The organism is Pseudomonas sp. KCJK9016 (genome assembly GCF_046231795.1).
GTDB lineage: Bacteria > Pseudomonadota > Gammaproteobacteria > Pseudomonadales > Pseudomonadaceae > Aquipseudomonas > Aquipseudomonas bananamidigenes.
In genome coordinates this window covers 1-18,516 of record NZ_JBJJMM010000029.1, presented here as the reverse complement: position 1 = coordinate 18,516, position 18,516 = coordinate 1, and the positions used below count along the sequence as shown (strand labels likewise).

Genomic DNA, 18,516 nt, shown 5'->3' with positions numbered 1-18,516 from the left:
TGCCACTCAATCGCTTCCCCCGTCAACCCGTAAAACGGTGCTGTACGCCACCTTCCAGCATTTGGCACAACCATTGCGAAAGCCCTCTCGATCCCATCGAACAACAAGAGGTCTTCACCATGCCCCTGCCCTACTTGCTTCCTGCCACCTCGGCCTTCATCCAGCGCCCGCCGCGCATGCTGATCGGGGGCGACTGGGTCGAAGCCACCGACGGCCAGACCATGCCGCTGCACAACCCGGCCACCGGCGAAGTGCTGTGCGTGGTGCCTCGCGCCACGCCGGAAGATGTCGACCGTGCCGTGCTCGCAGCCCGTCAGGCTTTCGATGATTCGGCCTGGAGCCGCACCCGTCCGCGTGAACGGCAGAACCTCTTGTGGAAGCTCGCCGACCTGATGCAGCGCGACGCCGAACAGCTGGCGCAACTGGAGTGCCTGAACAACGGCAAGAGCGCTGCGGTGGCGCAAGTGATGGATGTGCAACTGGCCATCGACTTCCTGCGCTACATGGCCGGCTGGGCGACCAAAATCGAAGGTTCCAGCGTCGACGTTTCGCTGCCGCTGATGCCGGGTGATGAGTTCCACAGTTTCATTCGTCGCGAAGCGGTGGGTGTGGTCGGCGCCATCGTCGCCTGGAACTTTCCATTGCTGCTGGCCTGCTGGAAACTCGGTCCGGCGCTGGCCACCGGGTGCACTGTGGTGCTCAAGCCCGCCGACGAAACCCCGCTGACCGCACTGAAACTGGCGGAGCTGGTGGTGGAAGCGGGCTACCCCGAAGGCGTGTTCAACGTGGTCACCGGCACCGGTATTACCGCCGGCTCCGCGCTGACCCACAATCCGCTGGTCGACAAGCTGACCTTCACCGGCTCCACCGCTGTCGGCAAACAGATCGGCAAAATCGCCATGGACTCAATGACCCGGGTCACTCTGGAACTGGGCGGCAAATCACCGACCATCGTCATGGCCGACGCTGACCTGAAAACCGCTGCGGCGGGTGCCGCCAGTGCGATTTTCTTCAATCAGGGCCAGGTCTGCTGCGCCGGTTCGCGCCTGTACGTGCAGCGCAAGCACTTCGACAACGTGGTAGCCGACATCAGCGACATCGCCAACGCCATGAAGCTCGGCAACGGTCTCGATCCGAGCGTAGAGATGGGCCCACTGATTTCTGCGCGCCAGCAGGAGCGGGTCTATCGCTACATCGAAACGGGCCGGGAAAGCGGCGCGACCATCGCCTGCGGCGGCGAGCAGTTCGGGCCGGGGTTCTTCGTCAAACCGACGGTGATTGTCGATGTCGATCAACAGCATTCGCTGGTGCAGGAGGAAATCTTCGGCCCGGTGCTGGTGGCGATTCCGTTCGATGACGAAGCCGATGCGCTGCGCATGGCCAATGACAGCCCTTACGGACTGGGCGCCAGCATCTGGTCGAACGACCTGGCGGCGGTACACCGGATGATTCCGCGGATCAAGTCAGGGTCGGTGTGGGTCAACTGCCACAGCGCGCTGGACCCGGCGCTGCCGTTTGGTGGCTACAAGATGTCCGGCGTCGGGCGCGAGATGGGGTATGCGGCGATCGAGCATTACACCGAATTGAAGTCGGTGTTGATCAAGTTGTAATGGCAGTTCTCACGGCTCAGGGTTGAACCCCTGAGCCAATAACCACCCGCGAACCGCCCGTGCCTGCTCAAGCGTCAACTCCGCCAACACCTGATCCGCTGGCTCATCGTGCAACCGCCGCACCAGCGGCGCCAGTTCCACCCCTAGTACATGCCAGATCCCCAGCGGCTGATCCGCCGTGATCACCACCTCGGCCTCATCGACAAACCCGTCACGCAGCACCGGCATCCGTTCGATGCGCAACGTAGCAAAACCCGCCTCTGCATGAGCCACTTCCGCGTCCGGCCACTGTCGCCGCGCCTGCCAGAATGGCTGATCGAGCCAGCGCTGTTCATCGGCATAAAAGTCTCGGCCAATACGCGCAAATCGCAAGAACAGTTGCTCAACTCGCTGCTGGTGAAAACGTTGGGCCAGCGACGCTCGCTCGGGGTTGCGCAGCAGCGTATTGATCACCACTGGCGCCTGCAATGCCGAAGACAGCGACTGAAAGATTCCATTGCCGGACAGCGGATCCACCGCCATCGCAGCGTCACCGACCCGAATCCAGTTTTCGCCACAGACCTGAGACGCGAGAATCGCGGTGCTGCTACGGGCGTGCAGTTGCAACTCCAATTCGTGCCCGCCGGCAAAGAACGCCTGAGCAAAATCCGAGACTTGGCGCCGCGCCCGGCAGAATTCGAGCAACTGCGCCTTGCCCGGCAACCCGGTACTGGCTACGTCCACCGTCCATTGCCAATAACACTGGCCGTCATTCCGACGAGCCATCCAAGCCCAGCCGTCTTCGAGGCTTTCCACGGCGCTGGCGGTGGGCCCCGGTGCGCCTTGCCAGCGATTGAGCAGGCTGACCGTTTCCGGCCCGCGCAGGCCTTTGCCGGACGCCGGTGCCTGTCGCCCCCGGGCTTCCACCAGGAAATCCGCCTTCAGCATCCGGTTGCCATCAAGTTCGACGCGATGACCGTCCACCGAGGACTGAACTTTGAGGATTTTTCCCTCCATCACCTCGACCCCGGCCAGCCGCAAATCCTCCCGCAAACCGCGATCAAAGGCCGGACGATCCAGCAGAACCTCGATGTTCTGCGCATGCTGCTGACCGTTCCATGAAACCTGCCGCCGGGACGGTAACGTGGCGCCCGCCAACACATGATTGAACCCGGCTCCGCGCAGCGCCTCCAGTACCCGTTGCGACACACCTTCGAGGGCTGCAAAGCGACGCCATTCGCTGACCAGCGTCACGGCGTAACCCATCCGTCGCAGCCCCAGCGCCACCGCTGCGCCCGCCGGCCCGGCGCCGAGAATCAGGATCGTGGTCATGGACCGAAACGCCGTTCAGGGCCGCGATAAAGAGCGTGGTGTTTCAGCCAGTCGATGACCTCGGCATTGCTCGCCTGCGGATGCACCAGCAGATAGCTGGCAATGTGACCGCTCAACGCGGCACACCCCAGACTGGCCCCCGACTGCCCCGGATAAGTGCCACGGACACACGCGGCAAAATCCGCCTGCGCACTGTCGAGCCATGACCACTGTTCGTCGGTGCAACGGGCATCGCCGGTCACCCGCAGCACCTGCGGATAACTCGCCGGAAACACCGCTGTGCCCTGCGCCGGGCTTGATGCGCACAGCAACACACCACGAGCCACCGCCGCTGCGCAGGTGTTGCGCAACAGGCTGCGATCCTGGCGCAAGCCAAGGCTCAGGTTGATCAAACGCACGTCCTGCGCCACAAGCCAGTCAATGGCCGCGGAAATCTGCAAGGCGCTGGTGACACCGCGTTGATCGAACACCTGAGCTACACAGATCTGCGCGCCAGGTGCGCGACGGCTGATCGCCTCGATCACCGCGCTGCCATGGCCAAGCGGATCGTCCCGCAGATCCGATTCCGCCAGACCGTCCTCCAGCAATGAGAACCGCCGCCCGGCAATCACCTGCATCCGTTGTGCCGCCGAGTGTCCGCTGTCGACCACACCAATACGCAACTCAGGCTTCATGCAGCACCGTTTTCGAGATGAGCACACCGTCAAGCAGTTCGAAACGCAGGTCGGCATCGGCCAGGGTCGACGGTCGGTGGCTGATAAGGATGCGTGTACGCCCGGCAAACAACCGGTCGATGGCCTCGATCACCTCGCGCTCGGTCGCTTCGTCGACGGCCGAGGTGGCTTCGTCGAGCACCAGAATCAACGGGTCCTGCAATAGCGCCCGGGCAATCGCGATGCGCTGTTTCTGTCCGCCGGACAATTGCTGACCACGCTCGCCCAGCGGACTGTCGAGGCCTTCGGGCAGTGATGCGATCAGACTGTCGAGCTGCGCCAGCCGTGCAACCTCGGCGATGGCTTCGCGGCTGGCATCTGGCACCGCGTAAGCCAGGTTGTCGGCGAGGCTGCCGCGAAACAGCACGATGTCCTGGCTGACCACGGCAATGCGCCGACGCAACTCGAACAGTTCGAGTTCGCGCAAATCCACGTCGCCGAGCAGCACGCGTCCGGACTGCGGATCGTGATGCCGTTGCAGCAGATCGATCAGCGTCGATTTGCCGACGCCGGAGCCGCCGCTCAGGGCGACTTTCAAACCACAGGGAATCGTTGCCTCGATGCCGTTCAACGTGCTCGGGCGACCCGGATGACTGAAATGCACCGCGTCGAAACGCAGCTCCCCCGAAAACGGAAACGGTTTCGGTGTAACCGGCGAAAACACTGTGGGCTCTTCGCCGCGCAACTCCATGACTCGTCCCAGGCTGACGGTCATACGCTGGATCGCCACGTACAACCCCAACAGGCTCTGTACCGGCCCGACCGCCATCCCCAGATAGGTGGAGAACGCGATCAGCGCGCCGAGCTGCCAGGCGCCCTGCACCACCCAATAACCACCGATCAAAAACGCGCAGGCGCGGGACAGCGAGGTCAACGTGCCGGGCACAGCCTGGGTGAAAAACTCGGTAACTTGCAGGCGCAGCAACTGGTTCATGTAACCCTGCCCGAGGCTTTCCAGGCGCCGGGCTTCACGCTGTTGCTGGCCGGCGGACTGTATGAATTTCATCACCGGCAGGGTCTCGACCATGAACGACGACATGTCCGCCGAGCGCTCGCGCAGTTGCCGCACATCGCGCTCGACCTTGCGCCGCATCCAGCGCAGCCACAGCACGTCGAGCGGGATCAGCACCAGCGCCAGCAGCGACAGTTTCCACGACAGGGTGAACAGCATCGCGATCGCCACCACCAGGCCGATCACACTGGATACCGCAGAGAACAACGAGTCCACGGCGAAGCGCTGAATCTCCGCCACATCGCCATCGAGCCGTGACATCAGATCACCGATCCGCCGCTGGCCGTAGAAGCTCGGTGACAGCTTTTGCAAATGCCGGTAAAGGTCGTCACGAAGGGCAAACAGAATCCGCCCGGACAAGCGTGTGTGCAGATAACGGTTGATCCCCGATAACGCGGTGCCGAGCAATCCGGCGATGATCATCAGCACCGCGATCAGCACCAGCGTCGGGAAATTGCGCGCCAGCAGGCCATCGTCAATCAGCAGCTTGACCAGCCACGGCTGCACCAACACCAGCAACGAGGCGCACACCGACAGACCGAGCAAACCGGCAATCGCCAGCCGCTGCGGCCGCACGAACCCGTAGAGCCATTGCAACGCCGCCTGCAGCGCGGCGGGGTTGTGGCTGTCGATCAGCCGCACGAACAGGCGCTGCATCACGAGCGCAACTGTTTGAGTTTGCGATACAGGGTCGCGCGGCTGATACCCAGAGCGTGTGCAGCAGCCGAGACGTTGCCCTGATGGGTATCGAGGGACTGGCGGATCATATCCAGTTCGTTCTCGCGAATGCTGCCGGCCTGGGGTTTCTCGCTGGCAGAGAGTTCATCGAGCATGCTGTCGGGCAGGTGATCGAGGGTCAGCACGGTCTCCTCCGGTTCGCGCATCGCCAGGGCGGTGCGCAAGACCATCTCCAGTTGGCGAATATTGCCCGGCCAGTGATAACCCGCGAGCAAGCGATTGAGATCGTCGTGCAACACAGCATTCGGCGCATCGAGCTTGCCCAGCAGACGCGTGACCAGCGCGGCGAAGTCATCGCGCTCGCGCAGGGCCGGGAGCATCACGCTGATGCCGTTGACCCGGTAGAACAGGTCTTCGCGAAATTGCTTGTCTTCGACCTGACGCTTGAGGTCGCGGTGGGTGGCACAGATCAGCGCGACGTCGATGTCCTGTTCTTCGCCGGCACCCAGCGGCGCCACTTTGCGATCCTGCAAAACGCGCAACAAACGCGCCTGCAAAGCCAGCGGCATATCGCCGATTTCATCGAGGAACAACGTACCGCCATGGGCCTGTTGCAGGCGTCCGATCATGCCGCCACGGCGCGAACCGGTGAACGCGCCTTCGCGGTAGCCGAACAGTTCCGACTCGATCAGGCCTTCGGGGATCGCCGCGCAGTTCACGGCGACAAAGGGTCTGTCGCTGCGTCTGCCGGCCAGGTGCAGGGCGCGGGCGATCACTTCCTTACCGGTGCCGGTCTCGCCAAGCAGCAACACCGGCAACTCATTGGCGAGACCTTGGCGGGCCATGCGCAAGGCTCGGGCATAACGGACGTTGTTGCCGGCCAGCGCTTCCAGATCAGGTTGCGGTTTGGCGGTTTTCGCGACGCTGCGTGGCGGGCCGCCGAGGTTGACCGAACGCGCCGGGGCTCGCAGGGTCTTGTAGAAAAATTCGCCCTTGGCGGTCTGCACACTGCCGACGCCACCCTGTTGCAGACGGGTCAGCAATTGCACGCCATCGACCCCGAGAAACTCTTCGCAGCGTTTGCCGACCAGTGCCGAACGTTCAGCCCGCAGTAACTGACAGGCCTGGGCGCTGACCGCCAGAATCTGCCCGCCGAGACTGACCGCCAACAAGCCTTGCCACGGCGATTCCAGATACTGCCGGCGACTGTGGAAGGCGAGGACGATCTGATCGGGAAAGCTGTTGTTGAAGACCCGACTCTCGATCTGGCTGACCGCCATGCTCAGCAGCGCGGTACTGTCGTGGACGCGACCCAGAGGGCCTTCACGGGTGAGGTCGAGGACGCCGAGAATTTCGCCTTGAGGGCAATGGATCGGCACCGAGGTGCAGGAGAAATCGGTGAGGCGGTCGAGGTAGTGTTCGCCGCAATCGATCAGGGTGGGCCGAGCTTCGACCAGCGCGGTGCCGAGGGCGTTGGTGCCACGGGCGGCTTCGCTCCAGCAGGCGCCGAGGGCGATGTCCTGCAGGCCACTGCCCTTGAGCCGGTCGGCCCGCCCCTCCACTGCGAGGATAGTGGCGTCGGAATTGGCGAGGATAATCAGGCCTTCCTTGCCTTGGCGCTCGGCCAGGTAATCGATGGCCGGCATGGCGGCATCGAGCAGCAGACGATTGCTCGCCAACAACACGTCGAGACTCGCGCCCGACTCCAGCGCCAGCTCATGCTTGCCATTGAAATGCACGCCGTGGCTCAGGCTGCGCCGCCACGAAGCATCGATTTCCGCACGCAACACCCCATCCGGGACCTGCCCTTCGAGATGGAGTTTTTCCCGGGCCAGCCGGGCTTCGTGGTGAGACTTGGGATCGGTTGTTTTTATTAGAGTCATCAAGCGCTCCGCAGCGGTCCGCTTTGCGCTTCTTTACATCAGCGCCCTGACGCCAATGTTTACGTTAACGTCAGGGCGATGGCAAGCACCACAGGGCGCTTCGTCAGGTGGACCGTCTCAGCGCTGCCACACCTCGGCATTCACGAAAAACGCCCGGGCGTTGTCTTCGAGACTTTCCAGGTGATAGCCGCCTTCCTGCACGATCAGGCATGGCAGGCCGAGGCTGCGAATACGCTCACCCAGTGTTGCAAAGCCTTCGCGGGTGACGGCGACTTTGCTTTGCGGGTCAAGCTCGTAGATGTCGAAGCCCAGCGACAGCACCAGCACCTCGGCGCCGAACTCGCGCACCGCGCTCAAAGCGACTTCCAGTTGCCCGAGGAAATCCGCTTCGCTTGATCCATGAGCCATCGGCAGGTTGAGGTTGAAACCCTCCCCCGCACCGCTGCCGCGTTCATCGGCGAACCCGGCAACGCCCGGATAGAAGTTGGTCGGATCGCCATGCACCGAGACATAAAGCACGTCATCACGGTCGTAGAAAATTTCCTGAATGCCCTGGCCATGGTGCATGTCGGTGTCGAGCACGGCGACTTTTTCAAATTTATCGCGCAGCACCTGCGCCGCCACCGCCGCGTTATTCACGTAGCAGAAACCGCCCGCTGCTTCGGCCCGGGCATGGTGCCCCGGCGGACGGCACACTGCATACGCCGCCGGTTCGCCATCGATCAGCGCCTGAGCCCCGGCCACGGCGCTTTGCGCTGACCAATAAGCCGAGCGCCAGGTCTGCTCGCCGACCGGGCAACTGCCGTCCGCCAGATACCGTGCAGCCTGGGCGAGGATGCCGCGCAGGGCATTGGGCTCGCGGACGAAGATGTTCGACATCACCTCATCGCCCCAGTCTTCGGGGATTTCCTTCCAGCGTGCGTGTGCTTCCTTAAGGAACGTCAGATACGGCGCGCCATGCACCGCCAGCAACGGTGCAAGACCGGCATCGGCGGGTTGCTCGATACTGAAACCCAGACCGTGGGCGGCCTGCACCAGACGCTGCGCACGTTCCGGGACTTCCTGCGGTGTGCGCATCTGGCCACGGGAGTAATAGCTGCGTGGATGGTGGAGCAATTGTTCGGGATGGAAAAAGCTGCGCATGCTTCAGACTCCTTGTTCGATTCGACCGGCGCGGGCCAGCACGGCATTGAGCAAAACATCGGTGCCCTGCTTCACGTCTTCGGGCAACACAGCTTCGGCTTCGTTATGGCTCAAGCCACCGACGCACGGGATGAACACCATCGCCGTCGGGCAGTAGCGTGCCAGATGAATTGCGTCATGCCCGGCGCCGCTGACAATCGACTGCTGAGCGTAGCCCAGCGCATCCACCGCCTCTTGCACGGCTGCCACGCATTCGGCGTCGAACGGTGTGGCCGGGCTGATCCAGTGCAGGGTGATTGTCAGGCTCAGGCCGCGACCATCGGCAATCGCCTGCAACCGGGCGCGCACCTGTTGCTCCATGGCGGCAATGGCGTCGTCGCGGTGATGACGCAGATCGACGGTGAAATTCACCCGCCCCGGAATGGTGTTGCGCGAGGATTTGTTAATGCTGAGTTCGCCCACAGTGGTCAGGCCTTCCGGGGCAAAATCTGCGGCCAGACCTTCAATCGCCTGAATCATCCGCGCCACACCGTACAAGGCGTCTTTACGCAGCGGCATCGGCGTGGTGCCGGCGTGGGCGGCCATGCCTTCCACGCACACGTCGAGCCAACGGATCGCCTGACCGCCCGTGACCACGCCGATGCTCTTGGCATTGTCTTCAAGTATCGGGCCTTGCTCGATATGCGCTTCAAAATAGGCATCCACCGCGCCGCCCAACGGGCGATCACCGGCGTAACCGGTACGCTGCAAGGCCTCGGCAACGCTGATGCCATCGATGTCGCGCACCGCCAGCGCAGCGTTCAGATCCATGATTCCGGTGAACACGGCCGAGCCGAACATGGCCGGGGTGAAGCGCGCGCCTTCTTCGTTGGTCCACACCGCCACTTCCAGCGGTTTGCGGGTCTGGATATTCAGATCGTTGAGGCAACGCACCACTTCCAGCCCGGCGAGCACGCCGTAGACGCCATCGAAACGCCCGCCCTCAGGTTGAGTATCGAGGTGGCTGCCCATCATCACCGGCGCGGCGTCCGGATCGGTGCCGGCGCGGCGGGCGAACAAGTTGCCGATGGCATCCACGCTCAAGGTCATGCCGGCTTCGCGGCACCAATGGGCGAACAGTTCGCGCCCAGCCTTGTCTTCATCGCTCAGCGCCAGACGGCAGCTGCCGCCTCGGGCTGTCGCACCGATTTCGGCCATGGCCATCAGGCTCGCCCACAGGCGTTCGCCATTGATCTTCAACATAAGGTTCTCCTGAAATTCCGGGTCAGGCACGAGCCATTTCCGCCCGATGGGCACTGGCATGACGACGGGCAAGGGACAACACGCACAACAGCGAAATACCGGCGATCAGGCTGTAGAACAGCGCCATCGGCCACCACTGTCCGGTGAATTTGTGCGCGAGCATCGTACCGATCAGCGGCGTCAGGCCACCGGCCAGAGCACCGCAAATCTGATAGGCCAGCGAGATGGCTGTGTAGCGCACGCGGGTTTCGAACATGCCGCTGACGTAACCGGCGATCACCGCGTAGAACGAGGCCATGCACACCACCGCCAGCGCGATGCCAAGAATGATCAGCGGTGCCTGGGCCGAACTGACCAGCACGAACATCGGGTACGGTGAGGCCATCGCCAGCAGCGACACCAGGCACAGGAAACGCGTCGCGCCGATTTTTTCCGCCATCCACGCCGCCAGCGGCTGAATGCAGAACTGAATGATCGCTACGAAGAACAGGCACTCCAGAATCAGCGAACGCGGCAGCGCCAGTTGCTGAGTGGTGTAGGCGATCATGAAGGTGTTGGTGAAATACACCCCGGCGATACCCAGTGTGTTGGCGCCGATGCACAGCAGCAGCGGACGCCACGCGGTGCGCAAGACTTCCATCACGGGTGCCTGTTCTTTCTTGATCTGTTTCGCGGCCTGCTCGCGGCTGGCGAGGAATTCCGGCGATTCATTCACGCCCAGACGAATCGCCAGACCCACCAGCAGTAACAGTGCACTGGCGAGGAACGGCAGACGCCAGCCCCAGCTCATCAGGTCTTCTTCCGGCAAACGGGTCACCGCGCTGAACGCGAGCAGCGACAGGATCAACCCCGCCGGGCTGCCCAGTTGCGCGAACGACGCGAAGAAGTTGCGCCGGCCCTTCGGCGCATGCTCGCCGGCCATCAACACCGCCCCGCCCCACTCGCCGCCGACGGCGATGCCCTGGACAATGCGCAGCAGAATCAGCAGCACCGGTGCCGCCGCACCGATCTGCGCATAAGTCGGCAACAGACCGATGCACACCGTGACCACGCCCATCATCAGCAGCGTGATGATCAGCGACTTCTTGCGGCCGATGCGGTCGCCGATGTGGCCGAAAATGATCCCGCCCAATGGCCGCGCAAAGAAGCCCACGGCGAAGGTGCCGAACGCAGCCATGGTGCTGAACAACGGATCGTCGGAGGGAAAGAACAACGCGCCGAACACCAGCGCGGCGGCGGTGGCGTAGATGTAAAAGTCGTACCACTCGATCATGGTGCCGATGAAGGCTGCGGCTGCCGCACGTCGCGGCTGGTTCGAAGCGTGGGGCTTCATGGGGTCGGGCTCCTTTGATTGTTTTTCTGGCAGGAGGGAAGCGGCGTATCCGAGGCACTCTGACGGCACCTGTCCGGGGGATATTTTTCGTACCGAGGCAATGATCAGTCAATTTTCTATTTGTTATTCAAATTATTAATCCTGCTTATATTTAAAAGCCATTGACCCTTTCGAAGCAGCCCGGCGCAGCAGACTGCCGCTCATCCCTGCTCAGAAATCGCAATTTTGAGACACGTCCTAAAGCCGGCGATCAGCAAACGACTTAGCGTGAAGGCGTCCGTGCTGATTGCCGTTTTTCTCTGAATGATCGGGTGACTGTGCTCTATGGCGACTCCAACCTTGCGAATCCTGATAGCCGATGAACAGCACTCTCAGTGCAATCGGCTGGAAAAGATCCTCAACCGCCTGGGTTACTTCCGGATGACCCCGGTGCTGTCATTCACAGATCTGCAGACCCTGACGCATTACACCTGTGAGCCCTTCGAGTTGTTCGATGTGCTGCTGATCAACATGAATCTGTTCAGGGCTGCCGGCGTCAACGTGGAACGCTTCTGCCGCAGCAATCCGCAAGTCACCAATACCCTGGTCTATGGCATAGCCCCCGGGCAGAAAACCGGGGTGTTGTCGGCCAGCGGCGAGCCGGGCCAGATCCATCTGGTGCAAACCGCCGATGAGCAAACCGTGCGGCGTTTCATGGCGCAAATCGATCCGGGTGAGCTGTCGGCACTCAGTTGGTTTGCCTCGTGCGGTGCTTCACGAGCTCAGGCCAAACGCCGTGGTGGGGCGGGCAATTGAAAGCCGAACCCAGAAATCGATGACGACCGGGTTCACCTCATTACTACTGTCTGGAATGTCCTTATGAATATACAACGTGTGTCTTCCCGCGCGCGGGCATCCGCCTGCCTGCTCACTCTGGCAGGTGTCTTGAGTGCCTGTGCCAGCGCACCGATTCCCGAGCAGCAGATTTCGCTGTCCCGGGATGCGGTCAACCGTGCGGTGTCCGCTGAAGCGACGCAGTACGCCCCGCTGGAAATGAAAACGGCCCAGGACAAGATGTTCCTGATGGAACGCGCCATCGGCCAGCAGGATTACGTTCAGGCAAAAACCCTCGCCGAACAGATCGAAGTCGACGCCAACCTGGCCCAGCACAAGGCACAGGCGGTGAAACTGCAAAAACAACTGAGCGATGCGCACAACGGCATTCAAGTGCTCAAACAGGAAATGCTGCAAGACCCGGCCAACCCTGTTACCGGGCCGATCAGCGCCAATTAAGGAAACGACTATGCGTACTACCGTTTTTTTGCCAACCCTTTGTGCCCTCGGCGTGATGCTTGCCGGCTGTGCGACCCCACCGGAAAACTCGACACTCGTTCAGGCCCGCGCACAATTCAGCGCCCTGCAGAGCAAACCTGAATCAAGCACTCTGGCGGCCATCGAAACCAGGGATGCCTTCACTGCCCTGAACAAGGCCGACCAGGCTTCGCTGAAGGATCGTCAGGCGCCTGAGGTCGATCAACTGGCCTACGTCGCCAGCCAGAAAATCGCCATCGCCGAGCAGGTCATCAGCGGTCGTGTCGCCGAGGCCGGGCTGATGAAGATCGACGCCGAGCGCACTCAGGTGCAACTGGATGTGCGTACCCAACAGCTCAAGGCGCTGCAAGCGTTGAAGGCGAAGAAAACCGAGCGCGGCGATGTCGTGACTTTCGGCGATGTGCTGTTCGATACCGGCAAGTCTGACCTCAAATACGGCAGCCAGCGTAACGTGCAGCAACTGGCGCAATACCTGCTGGACAACCCGGAGCGCAAGGTGCGCATCGAGGGCTTCACCGATAATGTCGGCACAGACGCTTACAACCAGGGCCTTTCCGAGCGTCGTGCCGAATCGGTGGCGTTTGCCCTTTCCCGACTGGGCGTTGGTCCGGATCGCCTGACCACGACGGGATACGGCAAGCAGTTCCCGGTTGCAGATAACAGCAGTGCACAATCCCGACAGTTCAACCGTCGGGTTGAAGTGATCATTTCCTTCGACTCCGCTGCGGTCAAACCCCGTAGCTGAATAAAAACGAGCCCGATGAAGGGCTCGTTTTTTTTCGTCAGTAGAAATTGCGCGTCTGCGATGCATCCATCAATTGAGTCGCTGCGAGGTACAACGGTGCATGACCGTTACGGCACGCCTGACAGTGTTACGATCTGCGGAACGTGAACTTCACAGGATTATCGATCCTGCTTGTCGCGAGGTATTTCCCATCGGCCCTTTTTCGACTGAACGCCTATGCAGAGCCTGCTCAACGACCGCCTCGACTGGAACCTGCTGCGCACCTTCCGGGTGATCGGCCAGGAGCTGAGCATCAGCCGCGCCGCCGCGCGCCTGCACCTGACCCAACCGGCGGTGAGCCAGGCGCTCAAGCGGCTGGAGGAGCAACTGGGTCGCCAGTTGATCGCCCGTCGCGGCCCGCGCTTTGCCCTCACTGAAGTCGGCGAGCAGATCTTCGAACTGGCCGGCGAGATCTACGGGCAGATGTCCCAGGTCAGCAGCCTGCTGGAACAACCGGCCGACGAAGTGATCGGCAAGGTCAGGTTGCTGATCATCAGCCGGATCTTTTCCGAGCGCTTCGATGACTTCCTCGCTGACTTTCATCGGCAGTATCCACGGGTGGATCTGGAGGTGGATGTGATGCGCAGTTCGGACATTGTCAGTGCCCTTCAGGAGAAAACCGCAACCCTCGGCCTGAGCCTTAATCGCCGCCCGCAGCCGCGTCTGGAACAGCGTCTGTTCCTGCGTCAGCGCTATGCGTTTTTCTGTGGCAAACACCACGCGCTGTTCGGCCGCCAGGACATCGGTGAAGGCGATTTGCAGCGGGAGAATTTCGTCAGTTTCACCAGTGACCAGATTGGCGGGATGCTTTCGCCGCTGACGATTTTTCGCGATCAGCAAGGCTTCAGCGGACGCATCGTCGCCTCATCGCCGAGCCTTGAAGAAGTACGGCGACTGGTGATCGCCGGATTCGGCATTGGCTGCCTGCCGGAACACGTAGTGGCAGCGGACGTCGAGGCCGGATTGCTCTGGCGCCTGCCGCCTCACGAGGGAATTGCCGATGTCGACATTCATCTGCTGTGGAACCGCGAGCAGCGAATGAGCCGGGCCGAAACGCTGTTTATCGAGCGTTTGCAGGCCTGCCTGGCGGATCAGTAACCGAGCAGTCGATCCGCGCGGTTGAGCAATGGTTCACCGGCATTCAGACGGAGAAAGTTTTCGGCAATCTGTTCGGCGATGCAGTCATGAGACGCCGCCAAAGCCATGTGCAGCGTGATGGTCACACCCGGTGTTTTCCATAGAGGATGATCGGTGGGCAGAGGTCATGTTCGACGACATTGCTTGAACAACAGCGTATCGCGGGACATCGCGCGACGGTATTCATGACAGATAGGACTCACGCTGGGATTCGATCAGAGTCAGGGCGGCCTCCCAGGCGAGGTCGATGATGTTGTCCTGTTCATCCCGGTCGAACTGCTCGGCGGTGTGGGCACAGACATCCGGGGACGGGAAATGCAGCTCGCAACCGCCAGCCAACGCTTGGACTTGGGCCTGGCAGGCACGCTCCAGAAAGTGGATTTCCTGAAACGCCTGGGCCACACCGGAGCCTCCGACCAGCAAGCCGTGATTGCGCAGGATCATGGCCCGGTGCGGGCCGAGGTCGGCGATCAAGCGTTCACGTTCATCCAGCGACAGCGCAATGCCTTCGTAGGTGTGGTAAGCGAGTTTTCCGTAGAACTTCAGCGCGTGCTGGCTGATCGGCAACAAGCCTTGTTTCTGCGCCGCGACCGCCATGCCCGCAGCGGTGTGGGTGTGAATCACGCAGTTCAGATCCGGCCGCGCCATGTGGATCGCCGAGTGGATCACGAAACCGGCGGCGTTGACCCGATGCCCGGCGTATTCAGGGTCGACGATGCGCCCGTCCTGATCGATGCGCACCAGGTCGGAAGCTCGCATGCGGTCGAAGATCACGCCGTAGCGGTTGATCAGAAAATGATGCTCCGGCCCCGGAATCCTCAGGGTGATGTGAGTGTCGATCAGGTCGGTCATGCGAAAGTGCGCGATCAGGCGGTACAGCGCGGCCAGCTCGCAACGGGCTTGCCATTCGACAGGGTCGATGTGGGCGGGTTTACTCACGAATACACCTCTTTGCTTGTGTGAAGGACGACCGGTTTGGCCCGCGGACACGCGAGGCCGCAGACACCGATCAGCGACAGGGCCGTGCGATGAGGCCGACGGCAAAAACTGCCGAACGCGGCGAGCATGCTGGTGACCGGATCGTTGCTGGGAAAGAACAGTCGCCCGAGCCCCCGTGCGGCGACGGTGGCGCAGATAGAGAAATCGTAGAACTCGATGGTCGTGCCAATGATGGCAGCGGCTGAGCGGTGGTGTGCATGCAAGAACCCTGTGTATTTATGGTTTTGGGCAGGTGTCGAGGCGGCTGACGGTCGCGCTCTGTGGCGCTTGTCGGCTTTATCGCTTCCGTGAAAGGATTAGTCAATTTTCAAAAACTTATCTTTACTATTAGCGTGACTACTGCATGAGCTCTTCTTCGAATCCCTGGATCGGTCGGCGTTTTCTGAATGACCGGCTGGACTGGAACCTGCTGCGCACTTATCTGGTAATCGGCCAGGAAGGCAGCATGAGTCGCGCCGCTGCGCGCCTGCACATCACTCAGTCGGCTGTCAGCCAGGCGTTGAAACGTCTCGAGGAACAACTGGATTGCGTGCTGATTGCGCGCAGTGGCCGGCACTTTGACCTGACGGAAACAGGCGAGGAAGTGCTGCGGATTGCGGCAGACATCTACGGTGATATTTCCCGTTTGGGCACCGTGGTCGAGAACCGCCATGACGACGTTGTGGGCAAGATCCGCATACTCACTATCAGCGGTGTACAGGCGCGGCATTACGACGAGTTTCTTGCGGACTTCCATGAAACTCACCCGAAAATCGAGCTGGAAGTCGAGGTGATGGGCAGCTCGAACATCATCAGTTCACTGTTGCAGAAGACCGCCACGGTCGGCGTCGGTTTATGTCGCCTGCCACAGCCTCGACTGGAGCAACGGGTGCTGTTTCGCGAGCGCTACGCGTACTTTTGCGGGCAGCGGCATCGACTGTTCGGGCAGCAGAATCTGACCCTGAAACAGCTCGCCGGGGAGAACTTTGTCAGCTTTACCAGCGATCAACTTGGCGGCAACCTTTCACCGTTGACGCTGTTTCGTGATCAGCAAGGCCTTACCGGCAAGATCATCGCCTCTTCCACCAGTTTCGAAGAAATATATCGTCTGATTTGTGCAGGGTTCGGCATCGGTTGCCTGCCCACTCACCTGGTCCGACGAGATGTCGAACAGGGTTTGCTGTGGCGCTTGCCGCCGGAGGATGGGGTGGTGGATTTTGATATCCATCTGCTGTGGAATCGCGAACAGAAGATGACACAAGCGGAAACCGTGTTCCTCGATAGCTTCCAGCACATGCTCAGCCTCCGTGAGCCTGTGCTGTGAAGCTGTGGCGAATTACACGTGGGGATCGCCCTGTGGTTTGGTAGGTGCAGCGTATTGCGGCTTCAGGTGACCGTCCTGATCGAGCAGCCAGGCGTCCATGATCTGCCGAACCACCGGACCTGCGACTCGACCACCGGCCTCACCGTTCTCGATCATCACCGAAATGGCGATTTTCGGATGCTCGGCCGGGGCAAACCCGACGAACAAAGCGTTGTCACGATGGCGCTCGAGGGTTTTCTCACGGTTGTAACGCTCACCCTGCTTGATCGCCACTACTTGCGCCGTACCACTCTTGCCGGCGATGCGGTACTGAGCACCGACAGCAGCGGCGCGAGCGATACCCCGGGCATCGTGCATCACCATCTGCATGCCGTGGTTGACCTGATCCCAGTCACGCGGATCCTTGAGCACGATATTCGGCATCGGGTGGTCGTCCACTGGAGCAACACCGTCGACCGTCTTGGCCAGATGCGGACGGTTCCAGACGCCTTTGTTGGCGATCAGCGCGGTAGCCTGAGCCAGTTGCAGCGGCGTTACCTGCATGTAGCCCTGGCCGATGCCGAGAATCACTGTCTCCCCGGGGAACCAGGCTTGACGCCGGGTAGCACGTTTCCACGCCTGGGACGGCATCAGGCCGGGAGACTCTTCAAACATGTCCAGCGAGACTTTCTCGCCGAGGCCGAACATCGCCATGTAATCGTGCAGGCGATCGATACCGAGCTTGTGCGCCAAGTCGTAGAAGTAAGTGTCGTTGGAGCGCATGATCGCCGCATCCATGTCCACCCAGCCGTCGCCGCTGTGGTTCCAGTTGCGGTACTTGTGGTCGAAATCCGGCAGTTGGTAGTAACCCGGGTCGAAGACGCGGGTCTGTGGCGTGACCACGCCGGCGTCGAGCCCGGCGATCGCTACCTCGGGCTTGATCGTCGAACCGGGTGCGTACAAGCCGCGCAGCACGCGGTTGAATAGTGGCCGATCAATGGAGTCACGCAGTGCAGAGTATTCCTTGGAGCTGATACCGGTCACGAACAGGTTGGGGTCGAAGCTCGGGTTGCTGACCATGGCCAGCACTTCACCGGTCGATGGGTCCAGTGCAACCACCGAACCACGACGGTCGCCCAATGCAGCCTCGGCAGCTTCCTGGAGCTTGACGTCGAGGCTGAGGACGATGTTTTTGCCGGGAACCGGATCGGTATGCTTCAGGACTCGCAATACCCGGCCCTGAGCGTTGGTTTCCACTTCTTCGTAGCCGACATGGCCGTGCAATTGAGCTTCGTAGAACCGTTCTACACCCGTCTTGCCAATGGATTGCGTACCCCGATACTCGACGGAATCGAGCGTCTTCGATTCTTTTTCGTTAATGCGGCCGACGTAACCGATGGAATGTGCGAAATGCGCACCCAGCGGATAATTGCGGATGAACTGCGGTTCGACGTCCAGGCCCGGCAAGCGGAACTCGTTGACGGCCAGCACGGCGATTTGTTCTTCAGTCAGCTCATAGAACAGCGTGACCGGCGTAAACGGATGGCGCGACTGCTTCATCGCCTTGTCGAAGACCGTACGATCTTCAGCGGGCAGGCGCAGGAGACTGATGACTTCGTCCAGCTCCTGATTGACGTTGGTGGCGCGTTCGCGAGTGATCGTCAGGTTGTAGCTTGGGCGGTTATCGGCCAGTAGCACACCGTTGCGGTCGTAGATCAGTCCTCGCGTTGGCGGGATAGGCAAGACATGGACGCGGTTGTTTTCGGAGATGGTCGAGTGATAGTCAAACTCCACCACCTGCAGGATGTAGAGACGAACCACCAATGCACAGCTGATCGCAAAGACGAACAAGGCACAAGCGATCAACCGCTTGTTGACCAGACGCTTCTCTTTCTCATGATCCTTGATGGGTATGGGTTCAGGCATTTCTGCAGCAACTCTTTGACAGAATGAGCGCCGATCCTTGGGCGTGACATCAGTCCGTTAAAAAACGAGCTGCACCATACCAAAAACCGCGAGGTCATTTCAGAGGGATTTCCCCAATGGTTGCCATCGCGACAGTCGGCCCTTTTGCGTAA

Annotated in this window: 15 protein-coding genes and 2 pseudogenes; 6 read left to right on the top strand and 11 right to left on the bottom strand. The window is 61.2% G+C overall.

Annotated features, from left to right (window positions below; translation table 11 throughout):
- The first annotated feature begins 119 nt into the window (after nucleotides 1-119).
- On the top strand, nucleotides 120-1,610 hold the full coding sequence (locus ACK6BI_RS23490) for an aldehyde dehydrogenase family protein (protein WP_409318938.1): 1,491 nt from the start codon (nucleotides 120-122) through the stop codon (nucleotides 1,608-1,610).
- A 9-nt stretch (nucleotides 1,611-1,619) separates the two neighbouring features.
- Here the strand turns inward: ACK6BI_RS23490 and ACK6BI_RS23485 are convergent, their stop codons facing one another.
- From ACK6BI_RS23485 to ACK6BI_RS23455, 7 genes are all read right to left on the bottom strand, one after another.
- Nucleotides 1,620-2,921: an FAD-dependent monooxygenase gene (locus ACK6BI_RS23485; protein WP_409318937.1), complete on the bottom strand. Its 1,302-nt coding sequence runs from the start codon at nucleotides 2,919-2,921 to the stop codon at nucleotides 1,620-1,622.
- Complete coding sequence (locus ACK6BI_RS23480; RefSeq protein ID WP_409318936.1) at nucleotides 2,918-3,595, bottom strand: S8 family serine peptidase; 678 nt, start codon at nucleotides 3,593-3,595, stop codon at nucleotides 2,918-2,920. Before ACK6BI_RS23480 ends, ACK6BI_RS23485 begins: the two co-directional genes overlap by 4 nt.
- The gene (locus ACK6BI_RS23475; RefSeq protein ID WP_409318935.1) at nucleotides 3,585-5,303 is read right to left on the bottom strand and encodes an ABC transporter ATP-binding protein; all 1,719 of its coding nucleotides are present in this window, start codon (nucleotides 5,301-5,303) and stop codon (nucleotides 3,585-3,587) included. Before ACK6BI_RS23475 ends, ACK6BI_RS23480 begins: the two co-directional genes overlap by 11 nt.
- Nucleotides 5,303-7,207: a sigma-54-dependent Fis family transcriptional regulator gene (locus ACK6BI_RS23470; RefSeq protein WP_409318934.1), complete on the bottom strand. Its 1,905-nt coding sequence runs from the start codon at nucleotides 7,205-7,207 to the stop codon at nucleotides 5,303-5,305. Before ACK6BI_RS23470 ends, ACK6BI_RS23475 begins: the two co-directional genes overlap by 1 nt.
- Before the next feature lie 117 nt (nucleotides 7,208-7,324).
- Complete coding sequence (locus ACK6BI_RS23465) at nucleotides 7,325-8,350, bottom strand: histone deacetylase family protein (RefSeq protein ID WP_409318933.1); 1,026 nt, start codon at nucleotides 8,348-8,350, stop codon at nucleotides 7,325-7,327.
- 3 nt (nucleotides 8,351-8,353) lie between these two features.
- Nucleotides 8,354-9,592, bottom strand: a complete 1,239-nt coding sequence (locus tag ACK6BI_RS23460) for a Zn-dependent hydrolase (protein ID WP_409318932.1) — start codon at nucleotides 9,590-9,592, stop codon at nucleotides 8,354-8,356.
- A gap of 22 nt (nucleotides 9,593-9,614) precedes the next feature.
- Nucleotides 9,615-10,925, bottom strand: coding sequence for an MFS transporter (locus ACK6BI_RS23455; protein WP_409318931.1), 1,311 nt, complete (start codon nucleotides 10,923-10,925; stop codon nucleotides 9,615-9,617).
- Between the two features lie 324 nt (nucleotides 10,926-11,249).
- Here ACK6BI_RS23455 and ACK6BI_RS23450 point away from each other — a divergent pair, with 324 nt between their 5' ends.
- From ACK6BI_RS23450 to ACK6BI_RS23435, 4 genes are all read left to right on the top strand, one after another.
- Entirely contained in the window at nucleotides 11,250-11,720 is a 471-nt protein-coding gene (locus tag ACK6BI_RS23450; protein WP_409318930.1) for a hypothetical protein, read from the top strand.
- 63 nt (nucleotides 11,721-11,783) lie between these two features.
- Nucleotides 11,784-12,197, top strand: a complete 414-nt coding sequence (locus ACK6BI_RS23445; protein WP_409318929.1) for a DUF4398 domain-containing protein — start codon at nucleotides 11,784-11,786, stop codon at nucleotides 12,195-12,197.
- A 10-nt stretch (nucleotides 12,198-12,207) separates the two neighbouring features.
- Nucleotides 12,208-12,981: an OmpA family protein gene (locus ACK6BI_RS23440; RefSeq protein WP_409318928.1), complete on the top strand. Its 774-nt coding sequence runs from the start codon at nucleotides 12,208-12,210 to the stop codon at nucleotides 12,979-12,981.
- Between the two features lie 216 nt (nucleotides 12,982-13,197).
- Nucleotides 13,198-14,118, top strand: coding sequence for a LysR family transcriptional regulator (locus ACK6BI_RS23435; protein ID WP_409318927.1), 921 nt, complete (start codon nucleotides 13,198-13,200; stop codon nucleotides 14,116-14,118).
- Here the strand turns inward: ACK6BI_RS23435 and ACK6BI_RS23430 are convergent.
- From ACK6BI_RS23430 to ACK6BI_RS23420, 3 genes and pseudogenes are all read right to left on the bottom strand, one after another.
- Nucleotides 14,112-14,282: pseudogene (locus ACK6BI_RS23430) on the bottom strand (glyoxylate/hydroxypyruvate reductase A); the annotation flags it as partial. The gene ACK6BI_RS23435 and the pseudogene ACK6BI_RS23430 overlap by 7 nt on opposite strands.
- Before the next feature lie 58 nt (nucleotides 14,283-14,340).
- Complete coding sequence (locus tag ACK6BI_RS23425; RefSeq protein ID WP_409318926.1) at nucleotides 14,341-15,096, bottom strand: class II aldolase/adducin family protein; 756 nt, start codon at nucleotides 15,094-15,096, stop codon at nucleotides 14,341-14,343.
- A gap of 79 nt (nucleotides 15,097-15,175) precedes the next feature.
- A pseudogene (locus tag ACK6BI_RS23420) lies at nucleotides 15,176-15,359 on the bottom strand (MFS transporter); the annotation flags it as partial.
- A gap of 140 nt (nucleotides 15,360-15,499) precedes the next feature.
- On the opposite strand from ACK6BI_RS23420, the gene ACK6BI_RS23415 reads away from it, so the two are divergent.
- On the top strand, nucleotides 15,500-16,459 hold the full coding sequence (locus ACK6BI_RS23415; protein WP_409318925.1) for a LysR family transcriptional regulator: 960 nt from the start codon (nucleotides 15,500-15,502) through the stop codon (nucleotides 16,457-16,459).
- 12 nt (nucleotides 16,460-16,471) lie between these two features.
- On the opposite strand, the gene mrdA is transcribed toward ACK6BI_RS23415, so the two are convergent.
- Entirely contained in the window at nucleotides 16,472-18,364 is a 1,893-nt protein-coding gene (gene mrdA, locus ACK6BI_RS23410) for a penicillin-binding protein 2 (protein ID WP_409318924.1), read from the bottom strand.
- Nucleotides 18,365-18,516 lie beyond the last annotated feature (152 nt).